Consider the following 14,887-nt stretch of genomic DNA (forward strand, 5'->3'; position numbering starts at 1 on the left):
GGCCGTTCTTGCATCAGAAGTTATACTTGAGCTGCGCGCCGAAATAGCGATCCACGTCGCGCGGCAGCAGATAACGGTAGCTGCCGCCGGGGCCGCCCGGCGTGATCAAAGTCGCGTAGCTGGTATCGGTCAGGTTGCGGCCGATGAAGTTCACCCGCCACACGCCGTTCGGATCGACCAGCGCGATATTGGCATCAACCAGCGCGTAGCCGTCGATGGTGATCGCATTGCGGACCGGGCCGGCCTCCTGCAAGGTCGAAACCTGATCGCTGGTCAATGACACCTGGCCGCCCAGCTCGACATCGGCGAAACCGCCGGTCTCGATGGTGTAGGTGGCCGAGACATTGCCCTTCCACTTCGGTGCGAGCGGAAGCTGTTCGCCATGGCGATCGCTCTGACCCGGCTGGGTGATGTTGAAGCGGTCGATCTCAGCATCGGTGTAGGCAAGGCCCGCGCTCAGCGTGAAGTTCCGGACCGGACGGATCACCGACTCGATCTCGAAACCCTGCGTGGTGATGGTGCCGGCATTGGTGAGCTGGGTGACGGTGCTCACATTCGGCGGCGTGCCGATCTGGACGAAGCCGTTGGCTTGGAAGTCCTTATACTTGGCATAGAACAAGGCGGTGTTCAGCGTGAACGCCCCGTCCGCCGTGCGGAACTTCGCGCCGACTTCATAGGCGTCCGACGTTTCCGGATCGAGCGGATCGAGCTGGTTCAGATTCTGATTGAAGAACACGTTGAACGCCGGGCCCTTATACCCTTGCGAATAGGTCGCGTAGGTCATCAGGTCGTCGGTCACGTCAAACTGGGCGCCCGCCTTGAACGAGAAATCGTCGTTCTTGACCTTGAACCGCTGATCGAAGGCGGTGGCGAGTACGCCGGGCCCACCGACTGCGGAAGCGGTGCGGATGTTGAACGCCTTCAGATCGTCATGCGTGTAACGGCCGCCCGCGATGACGCGGAAGCTGTCACTGATGTTGAAGGTGAGGTTGCCGTAGAGCGCGGCATTGTTGAAGGTCGAGCCGAAATTGCCGACCGCGCTCGGGAAGGTGAGCGTGGACGAACCTGGCGCGCAGGGGGTAAGGCCCGGCGCCACTGGCGGCAGCGTCGTCGCGGTGCAGACGATGTCGTCGCGCTGGAAGGTCCGTTCCTGCTTGGCCCAGTAATAGAAGCCGCCGACGACATATTCGACGAACTGGTCGCCGGGCGAGGTCAGGCGGATTTCCTGCGTGAAGGTCTTGGACGGCTGCGGCCCGAAATCGAGCTGCTGGAAGCCGCCGCCCTGCGAATAGACGGTGTCGATGAAATCGCCGTCGCGGATGCCGTAGTTGCGATAATAGCGATAGGCCGTGATCGAGGTGAAGGTGCCCGCGGCGCCGACATCCAGATCGCCCTGGAGAGACACGCCCCAGCTCTTTTCCTTGGTGCGGGTCAGCGTGTTCTGGCGGATCTGGCGGGTCGCGTCACCCTTGATATCGATGCCGTCGACTGCGCCGGCCAGTGCGCCAGCCGGCAGCGTGCCGACCACTTCGGCGCAGCAATCGCTGTCCTGCTGGCGATAGTCGCCGATGAGCGTGAAGGAGAGATTGTCGGTCGCTTCGGCGGTGATGACGCCGCGGATGCCGTAGCGTTCATAGCCGTTGACGGTGCGATCGAGCGTGATGTTGCGGACGGTGCCGTCGAACCAGGCATAGGATGCGACCCAGCGGCTCTTGATCGTGTCGCTGATCGGCAGATCGACCGCGGCGCGGATCTTATATTCCTCGTCGGTGGTGACGGTGCCTTCGACATAGCCGCCGAAATCGCTGCCAGGCTTCTTGGTGACGACACTGATCACGCCGGCCGAGGCATTCTTGCCGAACAGCGTGCCCTGCGGCCCGCGCAGCACTTCGATCCGCTCGACGTCGTAAAGATCGCCGAACGCTTCGCCGGCGCGGGCAAAGGTCACGCCATCGACGACGAAGCCGACCGAGGGTTCCGCCGCGATCGAGAAGTTGATCGTGCCGACGCCGCGCAGGAACAAAGTGGAATCGAGGCTGGTGGCGCTGTCCTTGAAGTTCAGGCTGGGGACGAGCTGCTGCAGCGACTGGATGTTGACGCCGCCGCGCTGTTCGAACTGGGCTGCGGAGACGACGCTGACGGCCGCCGGCACGTCCTGAAGATTTTCGGTGCGCTTCTGGGCGGTGACGACGATTTCGCCGGGATCGGCGGCGTCCGCGGCCTGTTCGGCCGGCTCCTGCGCCAAAGCGGGGGCGGCGAGGGCGACGGCGCACACACCTGCCAGCGTTGTCAGGCGAATCGCGTGAAACGGCGCGAAACGATTAAGAACAGGCATTCGGTCCTCCCTGAAAAATCGGGCGCAGTTCATGCCCAATGGGGCCGCAAGCGCCTCTTGCCCGGCCCAACGCCTAGGCTTCGGCCAAAGCAGTGTCAATACTATCCAATTGATAGAGAAAATTGTGGCTCAGCAATGTGCTTTTCAGGTCAGCCTAATATGCTATCGCTGTCATAAACCCGGGAGAGGACGGACATGCGCATTGTCAGATTGGCCGATGGCTTCGAGCTGCACGTCGGAGAGACGGTCGTTATTCGGCATTTGCCTAATAATCCGGCGTTTTTCGTGGGCGCGGGACGGCCGCTGATCGACATGTATCGTGGGAATTTCGCCATCGAGGATCGCATCGATGAGCGCGTCGCGCTGCGGGATGCCGTGGTGGCGGGCGATCATATCGCGCTGGCGGCGGCCGCGGGGCAGCCGCCGCTGCTTTTCCTGGAGGTGGTCGACGGCGCGGTGGAGGTCCGTCCCGCGGGGGAGGGCTTCAACCGCTTCTGGATGCGCCTCGTGGCCGAGACCGGCGAGCGGCTGTGGGGCGGGGGCGAGCAGATGTCCTATTTCGACATGGCCGGCCGCCGTTTTCCGTTGTGGACATCGGAGCCCGGCGTCGGGCGCGACAAGAGCACGCAGCTTACCTGGCAGGCGGATGTCACTGGCAAATCGGGCGGCGATTATTGGAACACCAATTATCCGCAGCCGACCTTCGTCTCCTCGCGCCGTTACGCGCTGCACGTCGAAACCAATGCTTTTGCGGCTTTCGATTTCCGCGACGCGGCGTTCCACGAGATCGAAGCCTGGGAAATGCCGGCGCGGATCGAGGCGTGGGCGGCACCCACTTTCGTCGATTTGGTGAGCCAGCTTTCAACGCGCTTCGGCCGCCAGCCGCGCCTGCCCGATTGGGCGATCGGCGGCGCGATCGTCGGGCTGAAGGATGGCGAGCGCAGCTTCGAGCGGTTGGAAAGCTTCATCGCGGCGGGCGCCGAGGTGTCGGCTTTGTGGTGCGAGGATTGGGTCGGGTTGCGCGTCACCAGCTTCGGCAAGCGGCTGTTCTGGGACTGGAAGGCGAATGCCACGCGCTATCCCGATCTTGCGGGGCGCATCGCTGCGCTGGCGGAGCGGGGTATCCGCTTCATGGGCTATGTGAACCCCTATCTCGCCGCCGACGGAACCCAATATGGGGAGGCAGCCGAGCGCGGCTACCTGGCGCTGAGGCAGGACAGCGACGACATCTATCTTGTCGATTTCGGCGAGTTCGATTGCGGCGTGGTCGATTTCACCAACCCGGATGCCGCGGCCTGGTTCGCCGAACGGATCATCGGGCAGGAGATGCTCGATTTCGGCCTTTCCGGCTGGATGGCCGATTTCGGCGAATATCTGCCGGTCGATGTCCGGCTGTCCAACGGTGTGGACGGCATGCTGATGCACAATCCCTGGCCGACCATCTGGGCCAAGGTGAATGCCGATGCGGTGGAAAGCCGCGGCAAGACCGGTGAGGCGGTGTTCTTCATGCGCGCGGGCTGGACCGGGGTGCAGGCCTATTGCCCTTTGCTCTGGGCGGGCGACCAGTCGGTCGACTTCACGCGCCATGACGGCATCGGCACGGTGATCCGCGCTGCGCTGTCATCGGGAATGCTCGGCAATGCCTATCACCACAGCGATATCGGCGGTTACACCTCGCTGTTCGGCAATGTGCGGACGGCCGAACTGATCATGCGCTGGAGCGAGATGGCGGCCTTCACGCCGGTGATGCGCAGCCATGAGGGCAACCGGCCGGACGAGAATCTCCAGATCGACGGCGATCCGCAAGTCCTTGCCCATTTTGCGCGGATGACGCGGATTCACGTCGCGCTCGCGCCCTATGTGGCGGGGCTGTGCGACGAGGCGGCGGCGACGGGCGCGCCGCTGCAACGCCCGCTTTTCCTGCATTTCGAGGAGGATGCCGACTGTTACGGCGTGGAGACGGCCTATCTTTATGGTCCCGATCTGCTGGTAGCGCCGGTGATCGAGGCGGGTGCGGAACGCTGGCCTGTCTATCTGCCGGCGGGCGCGGAGTGGGTGCATGTATGGAGCGGAGAGCGTCATACGGGCGGGCAGACGGTGGAGGTTGCGGCACCGATCGGATCGCCGCCGCTGTTCTGGCGGGCGGGCAGCGCGCATGAGGCGCTGTTCGCGGGGCTTGCGTCCGTCTGACCGCTCGCCATAGTCGCGACATATGCGCACCACCATCAAGGATGTCTCCGTCGCCGCGGGCGTGTCGATCAAGACCGTCTCGCGCGTCCTCAACAAGGAAAAATACGTCAAGGAGGAGACGCGCCGGAAGGTCGAGGAGGCCGTTTCCGCGCTGAACTTCAGCCCGAGCCTCGCGGCGAGGACGCTTGCGGGGCGGCGATCCTTCCAGATCGCTTTGCTCTACGACAACCATAGCCCCTACTACATCCACCAGATCCAGGACGGCGTGTGGGGCCGCTGCCGTGAACAGGGCGTGCGGCTGCTCGCCCAGCCGACCGACGTGGATTCGGCGACCTTGGCGCAGGATGTCGGCGGGCTGATCGACGAGACGCATGTCGACGGCGTCATCCTGTCTTCGCCCGTGACCGATGCGGCGCCGGTGCTGGAGGAACTGGAGCGGCGCGGCATTCCCTTCGTCCGCATTTCGCCCGGCACCAACCACGCACTCACCTCATCGGTGTTCATGGATGATGTGCAGGCCGCGGACGACATGACGACGCACCTGATCAATGAGGGGCATCGGCGGATCGGCTTCATCATCGGCCATCCCAACCATATGGCGAGCGACCAGCGGCTGTTCGGCTATCGCCGCGCACTCGACCGTGCCGGCATCCCGTTCGAGCCGAGCCTGGTGCGGCAGGGTTTCTTCGACTTCACCAGCGGTGCCGAAGCCGCCGAGGCGCTGCTCGACCTGCCCGAGCCGCCGACCGCGATCTTCGCCAGCAATGACGATATGGCGGCGGGCGTGCTCGCGGTCGCGCATCGCAGCGGCATCGCGGTGCCGGCGGACCTATCGGTCGCGGGCTTCGACGATACCGATCTCGCCCAGCTCGTCTGGCCGCCGCTGACGACGATCCGCCAGCCGACCCGCGAACTGGCCTATACCGCTGCGAGCCTGCTTTTCGGCATGGACGGTGGCGTCGAGCATCGCCGCTTGCAGCATGAGGTGGTGGTCCGCGATTCCACCGCGCGACGGAAGGGGCGGTAGGTCGGTGACGTTCCGGCGCTCAGCTTTGCCCAATGGGAGCGGCAAAGGAGGCCGGCCCTGACGGTGGATATTCGGGAAGCGGGATCGATGCCGTGGAGAAGGGCGAGATCGTGCGCCAGCCCAGTGTGCCATAAAGGGCGCGGCCTTCTTCCGTAGCGACCAGAAGTTCAGGCGTCCGGTGACGCTGTTTGGTCCGCTGGAGCGCCGCCATCATGATGCTTCCCAGCCCCTTTCGATAATGTGCAGGCTCGGTAATGATCCGATCATAGACGAAGGCGTCCGTCGTCTCGACGGCGTAACCGCTCGCCGCCAGCAGACCCGTCTCCGATACTATTCGCACTTCCGCGACCATGCCGTCGCGTCGGACCTCGATCCTGTATCCAGCCGGCAATGGCCGATCCGGATGGGCGGCGCTTGCCTGCATGAAATAGCCGGGCGGGTGGAGCGACCAGTTTTGCGGCAGCGCCGATCGCAAATCCTCGGCTTTGCCGCAAAGCTTGAGGAAATGACGAGGCTCATCAAGCGAATAAGCAAGCTCCCTGAGGCCCGCGCCGATCGTCGGGAAAACCCAGCGCTTAATCTCGGCCTCGCCATTGGTGTCGACCCGAAAGCCGCCGCGATCGGCGACCGGTGCTGGCAATCCTCGTCCGATCGATCGGGCGGAAAGCCAGGCATTTACAGTGTGAGAGGTAATGCCTGTGTCGCTCATCATCTGCTTGTGGCGGAAGTCGCTTGAGCATGGAAGGCGCTCCCCGAGACGAGCTCGGGGAGGATTAGCGGTCAGCCCTTCCGCGCCACTTTCGGTGGCTGCCAGCTTCCGTCGAGAATGGCCTGCTTGCCCCAATAAGCGCGGATGTAGAGCGAGAAGTGACCGTCGGGCGCGGGGAGCCAGTTGCTTTCCTTGTCCGCACCCGGCGATTTCGCGCCGGCATGGAGCGTCAGCGATCCGTCCGCATTGCGCTGGAGCGCCTTGTTCTTGGTGCCCAGCGAATAGCGGCCGAGCGGGTTGGGGTGGAAGAAATGGTGCTGGTTGTAGAGCGTCAATGACCAGAAACCGTCGACCGGTGGTTCCTGCCCGGCGGGGAAGGTCACTTCATAGCTGCCGCTGCCATCGAGCGGCGCGCCGTCGGCGTCTTCATCCGTATAGAAATACTGGGTTTCTTCCGGCTTGTTGTCGAACATGTTCGATTTGGCGCCAGCGGTGCGGTTGAAATAGTCGATGCCCCAGCGGGCATTGTTGGTCGATCGGTTCCAGCCGTTGCCGGCCGGGCGGCCATTGTGCCGCCATTCGAAGAACTTCTTGATGATCTGCTGCTCTGCTTCCTGCGCAGCCTCGACCATCGCCGCCTTGATCTCCGGATGCTTGGCGGCAGCATCAAGGATTAGGCGGAACTGTGCGTAGAGTGCTTCCTCGCCGGGCAATGGATCGACGACATCGAGGATGGCGGGAAGCTGGTCGAAAAAGGTCTCGGGCGGAACCCATTGGGTTTCGCCGCCGCCATCGGATTGCGGGCCGGCAAGGGCCGGCGCGTTGCGCCAGTCGGTCTGCTTCACCGTGCCGTCATACTCCGCGAGAGGATAGGCATTGATCTGGTTGATGACCAGCTGGATCGCCTCGCGATCCTCGTCCGTGTCGTCGAGGAAGACACGCGGGATCATGTTCGCCAGTTCGGTGGGACTGCGGAACACGCCGGCGATGCCCGCGGGCACCTCACCTTTCCAATTGGGCCCGACGAGAAGGTAGAAGCCCGGCTTGGTGCCATATTGCTTGCCGACATCGGCGAACTGGTCGGTGCGCGCATCATAGATGGCATAAACCCAGAAGCGGTCGCCGAAGTCGGGCACCTGGATCACCACCGGCTCCTCGTCGAGCGCTAAAGGGGCGAAGCCATAGACCACGTCCTGATTGGGGCAGGTGATGATGTTCTGGTTGGGCTCGACATAATCGTAGAGCATCCCGACCCGGCTGCGCGGCGCGGCCGGCAATATGCCGTTGAGCCGCCCCGGTTCCGGCACGCGGCTCATCGCGACGCGGCGGTTATATTGGTTCACGATCGGCCAGCCCCAGATGAAGGCGAGGGTCGCGATCGCCTTCGCATATTCGGGAAACATCACCACGCCCGTGGCGGGCTGGGCGATGGGCTTGGCGGCGTCGGCCATGTGGAAAGCTCCTGATTCCGGAACCGGGATCAGGGGAAATTAGCCGCTACGCCTGTCGCAACCATCGGGTGAATCCCCGAACATGCGCGGGGAATTGCCCGGTCGATCGTCAGCCGATCAGCCAGACCGCCGCGGCGGCCGACAGCGCCAGCGCCACCAAAGTCGAGCCAACGATCACCAGCAGCGGGCGGGGACCGCTTTCGAGGAGGGTCTGCATCGGCGAGCGGATGCCGGTGGCGGTGACGGCGCAGGCGAGGAGCGCGGCGGCACCGCTTTCGGCGGCCTCGTCGACGAAGGGCGGGACGATGCCGGTGGAGTTGAGCGCGGCGAGCCCGAAGAAGCCCATTACGAACCAGGGAAGGCCGGCAAGCTTGGCCTTGCGGCCATCCTCCGCCGGGAAGAACCAGGCGATGGCGGCGAGTGCGGGGGCGAGCAGGGCGACGCGGCTCAACTTGGCGATCGCGGCGGTTTCGCCGGCATGCTGCGAATAGGAATAGCCGGCGCCGAGTGCCTGGGCGACATCGTGGATCGAGGCGCCGAGCATGAAGCCGGCGGCGGTGTCTCCCAGGCCGAACTGATGCGCGATCAGCGGATAGCCGACCATCGCCAGCGAGCTTGCCGCGGAGATGCCGACGAGGACTAAGGCGAGCTGCGCCTGGTTAGCGCGCTTTTCGCCGAGTACGGTGGCGATGGCGAGCGCGGCCGATGCTCCGCAGATCGCAACCGCGCCGCCGGCGAGCGCACCGAACGCCGCGCCGAAGCCGAGCAGGCGGGCGAGGGCGACACCGGAAAGCAATGTCAGCGCCAGGATGACGACGATGGCCGCCAGCGCGACGGGGCCGAGGTCGACGATCTGCCCGAGCGTGATTCGCGCGCCGACCAGCACGATCCCCCAGCGCAGCAGCGTGCGTGAGGCGAAGGCGAGGCCGGGCGACAGGCGCGCATCGGCGCTGAGGAAATTGAGCGCGAGGCCGACGAGCAGCGCCATCAAGGTGAGCGGCGCGCCATAGCGTTCAGACAGATAGGCCGCGGCCAGCGTCGCCAGCGCGGTGACGATCAGGCCGGGGACATAATCCTTCCAGCCGACGGCGGGCGTCGGTTCGAGGTCGCCGTAGAGATCGGCGGCGGCGGGCAGGGTGGGGCCGGGAAATTCGGTCTTCAACTTGGTCCTCACGGGCAGGGCCGGACAATTTCAGACAGCGTTATCATATTTTTTCCGGAAGGCTCGACTTTTCGTAGGCGGGGGGCGTATGACGGCCCGTATGACAGCGATGACATATCTGCCCGCACCTGCGGAATCCCGCCCCCTCGGCAAGAGTGGCCTCATGGTTTCCCCGATCGCGTGGGGCATGTGGCGTTTTGCCGGCGACGATGTAGCCGCGGCGCGCGTGCGGGTCGAGGCGGCGTTGGCTGCTGGTGTCACACTGTTCGACACCGCCGACATTTATGGCCCCGACAATGGTGAGCCGTTCGGCGCGTCGGAAGTGCTGCTGGGCCGCGTCTTCGCCGAGGATCGTTCGCTGCGCGATCGCATGGTGCTGGCGACCAAGGGCGGCATCGTCATCGGCACGCCCTACGATTCCAGCGCCGGCTATATCGAGGCCGCGATCGACGCTTCGCTGAAGCGGCTGGGCGTGGATCATATCCAGCTCTGGCAGATCCACAGGCCCGACATGCTGACCCACCCGGCCGAGGTGGCCCGCGCGCTGGAGAAGGCGCATGCGGCTGGCAAGATCGGTGCGGTCGGCGTGTCCAATTATACGGTGTCACGGGCCGCCGCTCTGATGGCCTTCCTCAGGATGCCGCTGGTCAGCCACCAGCCCGAATTCTCGGCGCTGAAGCTCGAACCGCTGACCGATGGCCTGTTCGATCAGGCGATGACGCACGACATCGCCGTGCTCGCCTGGTCGCCGCTCGGTGGCGGGCGCATCGCCGATCCGAAGGACGAGCGCGCGGCCCGCGTTGCGGCGGCGCTTGACGCCAAGGCGGCGGAATATGGCGTGTCGCGCTCGGCGGCGGCCTATAGCTGGATCATGGCGCATCCCGCGCGCCCGATCCCGATCGTTGGAACCCAGAATCCGGCCCGCATCGCGGAGATTCCGGACGCGCTCAAACCCCGCTGGACCCGCGCCGACTGGTACGCGGTGCTGGTGGCTTCGATGGGAGAGAATTTGCCATGAGTGATCGGCAGCCTTGCGAAATCAGTTGGTTTTCGGCGCTTTGCGACGATGATTATGAGTTCCTCGGCCAGCCTGATCCGATGCTCCAATCCTCCTGGGAGCATTGCCGCGACATCGTGATGCAGGCCGAGACGGGCGGGTTCGACAATATATTGCTGCCGTCGGGCTATGCGCTCGGCATCGACAGCACCGCGTTTGCGGCCGGGATAGCGCCGTTGCTTAAGCGTATCCGTTTGCTCCTCGCCATTCGTGTCGGCGAGATGTGGCCGCCGCAACTCGCGCGCCAGATCGCGACGATCGACCGCATGCTGGGTGGCAGACTCGCGATCAACATCATCTCCTCGGACATGCCGGGCGAGACGCTGGCGTCGGCGCCGCGTTATGCCCGCACGGTCGAGGCGATGCACATCCTGAAGACGCTGCTGAACGGCCAGCCGCTCGACCATGATGGCGAGTTCTGGAAGCTGAAGGTCGATCCGCCGCGGGTCGGCACGCTTTCGGGCAAGGCGCCGCAGCTCTATTTCGGTGGGCTATCCGAAGATGCGCGCGAGGCAGCGGCCAAGGGCTGCGACGTCTATCTGATGTGGCCCGACAAGCAGGAAGCGGTGGCCGCGATCATCGCCGACATTAAGGCGCGCGCGGCGAAGCATGGCCGGACGCTGCGCTTCGGCTATCGCGCGCATGTGATCGTCCGCGAGACCGAGGCGGCGGCGCGGACGGCAGCCGACCGGCTGCTTTCCAGGCTCGACGCGGAAACCGGGGCGGCGATCCGGGCGAAGTCGCTCGATTCGACCTCGACAGGTGTGGCGGCCCAGGCGGCGCTGCGCGAGGGTGCGAGCGACGATGGCTATGCCGAACCCAATCTGTGGACCGGCGTCGGCCGGGCGCGTTCGGGGTGCGGCGCGGCGATCGTCGGCGATCCCGATCAGGTGCTCGCAAAGCTCGAAAGCTATCGCGCGATGGGGATCGATGCGTTCATCCTGTCGGGCTATCCGCACGCGGCCGAGGCCGACCTTTTCGCCCGCCATGTGCTGCCGCGGATCGACCACGGCCCGCTGGGCTGACGCCGGAAATCAGGCGCGGGTGAGCGACATGATCATCCGCGCCGCAGCGATCGGCTTGGCGGGATCGTCCTGCCAAGCCTCGATAGCGACATTGGCGATGCGCTGGCCAACGCGGGTGACGTGGCCCCGCGCATAGGTATCGACCAGCCTGCCGCCGCGCATGAAATCCACCGAGACATTGACGGGCTTCACCGTCGTCCCGTCATCGCCGAGGGCAACGCCGATCGCGACCATGCCGGCAATTTCCATCAGGCCGGTGATGGCGCCGCCATGAATGAAGCCGGGGCGGCCGAGAACATGATCGCCGCTGGGCATGATCACCATCGTATCGACGCCGGTCTCGACGATCCTGAGACCGAGGAAATCGGCATAAGGGGGCCGCCGGATCATCGTCATTCCTCGTCGAGAAACATGAAGGTGCCGGCGACGTGGGCGACGGGATCGTCCGGATCGCCATCATGGGCCTGGCCGCGGACGAAGGCGATGCGGCGCGTGACGCGATAGCATTCGCCCCGGCCAAAGACAGTGCGACCAGGTTGCGCCGGGCGGAGATAATCGACCCTGAGATCAAGCGTCGCCTGCGGACGGAATATCCCCGTCTTGATCCAGATGGAAACGCTGGTGGCCATGTCCATCAGCGATACGATCGGTCCCGATGCGAGCACGCCGGTATCGGGGTTGCCGATCAGTCGCTCGTCATAGCCGAGCGAAAGCTCGATCCAGTCTTCGCCATGGCTGGCATAGCGGATGCCGAGCGCGCCGTGATGGCCATGATGGTCCAGAGCCGCGATGAACCTTGATGGGTCGAACGCCTGACCGGGGGATCGTGCTGTCATGAGACGCGCCTAACGCGCGCTGGCGAGCTCCGCAACCGGCGGCGCACTATCGGCGAGCGCGTGCTTGATGACCTTGCCGGTGAGCGTGCGCGGCAGTGCTTCGACGAAGGAGAAATGGCGCGGCACCTTGTATCCGGCGAGATGCGTGCGGCAGTGGCGGGCGAGCGCGGCGGCATCGACACCGGCTGCGCTGACGAAGGCATGACCGCATTCGCCCCAATCGGCATCGGCGACACCGACCACCGCGGCTTCGCGCACCGCCGGATGGGCGAGGAGGACGGTTTCGATCTCCGCCGGATAGACATTCTCGCCGCCTGAAATGAACATGTCCTTGGCGCGGCCGACAATCTCGAAATAGCCGTCGGCATCGCGGCGGCCGAGATCGCCAGTGCGGAGCCAGCCGGCATCGTCGAAGGCGCGCGCCGTAGCTTCGTCATCGCGCCAGTAGCCGGGCGTCACGGCGGGACCGCGAAAGCGTATTTCGCCGATCATGCCATCGGCCACCGGGCCATGCTCGTCCGCCACCATCGCTTCGACCAGCAATTGCGGCTTGCCGACCGAATGGGGCCGGGCGGTGACGGCGGTGCGATCCATCATCAGCGCGGTGGGCCCGGTTTCCGTCATCCCCATGCCGCCGCACAATATGGCGCCGCGGGCGGCATAGGTGTGGATCAACGAGGCCGGTAGGCTCGATCCGCCGCTGCCCCAATGGCGCACGGCGGAAAGATCGGTGGAGGCGAAGGCCGGATGATCGGCTAGGCGCTGATAGACGGTGGGGACGGCGAAGATTGTCGTGACGCGGCCGGAGGCGATCGCCGCCAGCGCCGCGCCGGCATCGAATTCCGGCATCAGCAGCACGCGTCCGCCCGCGAGCAATGTCGGCAGCGCGAAGAGGTTGATACCGGCCGTGTGGAAGTTGGGCAGCAGGCCGAGGAAGCAATCGTCGGCGCGCAGATCGATCGCCTCGCGCACATTCACATGATTGGCGAGCGCCATGCCGAAGGTCTGGATCACGCCCTTGGGCCGGCCCGTGGTGCCCGACGTGTAGAGCAGCGACCAGATGCCGTTGCTCGGCCAAGGGCGTGGGGGCAGGGGCGCTGTGGCGGGTGCCGGTGCTTCGAGAGGGAGGACGGGCAGGTGCGGGGCGGCTTCGCGCGCGGTGGCGGCGAAGCTATCGTCCGCAAGGATCAGAGTCGGGGCGGCATCGGCGATGACGGCCGCCAGTTCGGGCACGGCCAGCCGCCAGTTGAGCGGCACGCAGATCGCGCCGGCCCGCGCGCAGCCGAACAGGAGCGCGAAGAAGGGCGCGCCGTTGCGCGCCATCACCGCTACGCGATCGCCTTCGCCGACGCCCTCACCGATCAGCCGCGCCGCCATCGTCGAGGCGAGGCGATCGAGCGCGGCATAATCGAGCGTGCCGGTGGCGTCCTCGATCGCGATCCGGTCGGGCGTCAGCGCCGCACGGCGCGCAAGCAGATCGGGCAGGTCAGCGGCCATCGTCCTTCCCGCGGGGCGCGAGGCCATAAATGATGAGATCGCCGATCGTATCCGCGATCGCTTCGGGCGTTTCGTCCTGCGACCACAGGCCGTAGCGCATTCCGGCGAACACGCTGATCCCGATCAGCGCCCAGGCACGCGCCTCGTCCGGCCCCTCGCTGATCTCGCCCCGCGCGCGGGCAGCAGCGAGATTGTCGCGATAGGCGGCGATGAACACGTCATAATGTTCGCGATAGACATCCTCGGCGACGAACTGCGCTTCCTCGATGATGCGGTAGAGGTTGGGATGTTCGCGGACGAAGCCGATATAAGCGGCGATGCCGCGCCGTTCCGCGGTCAGCCGGTCGCTCACGCCCTGCAACTGCTCGGCGATATGGTGCCGCACGCTGCGGCTCATGTCGCGGACGAGCGCGCGGTAAAGCTCCTCCTTGCTTTCGAAATAGGTGTAGAAACTGCCGAGTGCGACACCGGCCCTAGCGGTGATGCCGGTGATCGCCGCCTCATGATAGCCGCGTTCGCCAAACTCGCTCGCTGCCGCATCGAGCAGCCGGCGCAGCGTCTGCCGACCGCGTTCGGTCCGTGGAACCCTGTCGATGGCAATGTCACCCATGGGCCACATAGTGGCGCGGCAATGCCGCAAGCTCAACCTGAATATTGACTCGGGTTTCGGTTGATGTATTTCCGATAACTGAACCAACTTTCAGGTTGGAGGAGTCGCCCACGTCAGGCGGCACCCTGGCCGAAGCGTTTTGGGAGAGGATGTCTGCCCCATTTCATCGCCAGTGACGGCGCCCGGATCGCCTATCGGGACGAAGGTTCGGGGCAGGTGTTGCTGTGCGTTCACGGCCTGACGGGCAGCGGGGAATTCTTTGCGCCGCAGGCGGGGGGGCTGGCGGATCGGTTCCGCATCATCCGCATCGACCTTCGCGGTCATGGTGACACCGCTGCGAAGGGCGAACTGACGGTTGCGCGGCTGACCGCGGACATCGAGGAACTGGTCGTCCACTGCGACCTGCATGACGCGATCGGCATCGGCTGGTCGCTGGGCGCGATGCTGCTGTGGGGGATGCTGCTGGGGCCGGAACGGCGCCGCCTGGCGGGGGCGATCGTGGTCGACATGTCGCCGCGCGTCGCCAACGGGCCGGACTGGACGCTGGGCCTGATCGACGAGGAATTGCGTGCGTCGCGGCCCGGCGAAAGCTGGGAAGACCGCTGCCGCAGGATCGCCCAGGCCATCGTCGCCGACGGGCTTCAGCACGAACGTGCCGAACTGATCGATCGGATGGCCGGATGGCTGGCGACCGCCGATGCCGACGCCGTGACCGCGATCGGCCTGTCGATGATGGAACAGGATTTCCGCGATCGGCTGGCGCTGATCGAGACGCCGGTGCTGATCGCCCATGGCGCGCGCAGCCAATATTATGCGCCGGCGACGAGCATCTTCCTGCTCGATCAACTGCCGTCCAGCACGCTGACCGCATTCAAGCAATCCGGCCACACGCCGCATCTTGAAGAGCCGCAACGCTTCAACGCCGTCGTCGCGGGTTTCGCGGCGGCAATCGCATCAGCCCAGAACATGAAAAACCGGGGAGGTTGAC

Annotated in this window: 13 protein-coding genes; 5 read left to right on the plus strand and 8 right to left on the minus strand. The window is 65.3% G+C overall.

The window, feature by feature from the left end:
* Positions 1 to 13: 13 nt before the first annotated feature.
* Positions 14 to 2,335 (minus strand): TonB-dependent receptor, encoded by a 2,322-nt coding sequence (locus ACFB49_RS00685; RefSeq protein ID WP_380874791.1) that lies wholly within the window; start codon positions 2,333 to 2,335, stop codon positions 14 to 16.
* Positions 2,336 to 2,530: 195 nt separating this feature from the next.
* Here ACFB49_RS00685 and ACFB49_RS00690 point away from each other — a divergent pair, with 195 nt between their 5' ends.
* Both ACFB49_RS00690 and ACFB49_RS00695 read left to right on the plus strand, forming a co-directional pair.
* The gene (locus ACFB49_RS00690) at positions 2,531 to 4,525 is read left to right on the plus strand and encodes an alpha-glucosidase (RefSeq protein WP_380874792.1); all 1,995 of its coding nucleotides are present in this window, start codon (positions 2,531 to 2,533) and stop codon (positions 4,523 to 4,525) included.
* 22 nt (positions 4,526 to 4,547) lie between these two features.
* Positions 4,548 to 5,552 (plus strand): LacI family DNA-binding transcriptional regulator, encoded by a 1,005-nt coding sequence (locus tag ACFB49_RS00695; RefSeq protein WP_380874794.1) that lies wholly within the window; start codon positions 4,548 to 4,550, stop codon positions 5,550 to 5,552.
* A 19-nt stretch (positions 5,553 to 5,571) separates the two neighbouring features.
* Here the strand turns inward: ACFB49_RS00695 and ACFB49_RS00700 are convergent, their stop codons facing one another.
* The 3 genes from ACFB49_RS00700 to ACFB49_RS00710 all read right to left on the minus strand — a co-directional run bounded on the left by ACFB49_RS00700 (position 5,572) and on the right by ACFB49_RS00710 (position 8,874).
* Complete coding sequence (locus ACFB49_RS00700; RefSeq protein WP_380874795.1) at positions 5,572 to 6,261, minus strand: GNAT family N-acetyltransferase; 690 nt, start codon at positions 6,259 to 6,261, stop codon at positions 5,572 to 5,574.
* Positions 6,262 to 6,332: 71 nt separating this feature from the next.
* Positions 6,333 to 7,712, minus strand: a complete 1,380-nt coding sequence (locus tag ACFB49_RS00705; protein ID WP_380874796.1) for a DUF1254 domain-containing protein — start codon at positions 7,710 to 7,712, stop codon at positions 6,333 to 6,335.
* A 109-nt stretch (positions 7,713 to 7,821) separates the two neighbouring features.
* Positions 7,822 to 8,874, minus strand: coding sequence for a YeiH family protein (locus ACFB49_RS00710; RefSeq protein WP_380874798.1), 1,053 nt, complete (start codon positions 8,872 to 8,874; stop codon positions 7,822 to 7,824).
* A gap of 109 nt (positions 8,875 to 8,983) precedes the next feature.
* Here ACFB49_RS00710 and ACFB49_RS00715 point away from each other — a divergent pair, with 109 nt between their 5' ends.
* Positions 8,984 to 9,892, plus strand: a complete 909-nt coding sequence (locus ACFB49_RS00715) for an aldo/keto reductase family oxidoreductase (RefSeq protein ID WP_380879789.1) — start codon at positions 8,984 to 8,986, stop codon at positions 9,890 to 9,892.
* A complete protein-coding gene (locus ACFB49_RS00720; RefSeq protein WP_380874799.1) occupies positions 9,889 to 10,956 on the plus strand; it encodes an LLM class flavin-dependent oxidoreductase in 1,068 nt (355 codons plus the stop codon). The genes ACFB49_RS00715 and ACFB49_RS00720 overlap by 4 nt, the downstream gene beginning before the upstream one ends.
* Before the next feature lie 9 nt (positions 10,957 to 10,965).
* Here ACFB49_RS00720 and ACFB49_RS00725 read toward each other — a convergent pair whose 3' ends face one another.
* From ACFB49_RS00725 to ACFB49_RS00740, 4 genes are read right to left on the minus strand one after another with little or no spacing between them, the layout of a single operon-like run.
* Entirely contained in the window at positions 10,966 to 11,346 is a 381-nt protein-coding gene (locus ACFB49_RS00725; RefSeq protein ID WP_380874800.1) for a PaaI family thioesterase, read from the minus strand.
* A 2-nt stretch (positions 11,347 to 11,348) separates the two neighbouring features.
* Complete coding sequence (locus tag ACFB49_RS00730) at positions 11,349 to 11,792, minus strand: PaaI family thioesterase (protein WP_380874802.1); 444 nt, start codon at positions 11,790 to 11,792, stop codon at positions 11,349 to 11,351.
* A 9-nt stretch (positions 11,793 to 11,801) separates the two neighbouring features.
* Positions 11,802 to 13,289: a class I adenylate-forming enzyme family protein gene (locus ACFB49_RS00735; RefSeq protein ID WP_380874803.1), complete on the minus strand. Its 1,488-nt coding sequence runs from the start codon at positions 13,287 to 13,289 to the stop codon at positions 11,802 to 11,804.
* Complete coding sequence (locus ACFB49_RS00740; RefSeq protein ID WP_380874805.1) at positions 13,279 to 13,899, minus strand: TetR/AcrR family transcriptional regulator; 621 nt, start codon at positions 13,897 to 13,899, stop codon at positions 13,279 to 13,281. The genes ACFB49_RS00735 and ACFB49_RS00740 overlap by 11 nt, the downstream gene beginning before the upstream one ends.
* A gap of 216 nt (positions 13,900 to 14,115) precedes the next feature.
* Between ACFB49_RS00740 and ACFB49_RS00745 the strand changes: the two genes are divergently transcribed.
* Positions 14,116 to 14,886: an alpha/beta fold hydrolase gene (locus ACFB49_RS00745; RefSeq protein WP_380874807.1), complete on the plus strand. Its 771-nt coding sequence runs from the start codon at positions 14,116 to 14,118 to the stop codon at positions 14,884 to 14,886.
* The last annotated feature ends 1 nt before the right edge of the window (position 14,887 follow it).

This window comes from Sphingomonas sp. DBB INV C78, from assembly GCF_042693015.1.
Taxonomy (GTDB): domain Bacteria; phylum Pseudomonadota; class Alphaproteobacteria; order Sphingomonadales; family Sphingomonadaceae; genus Sphingomonas_E.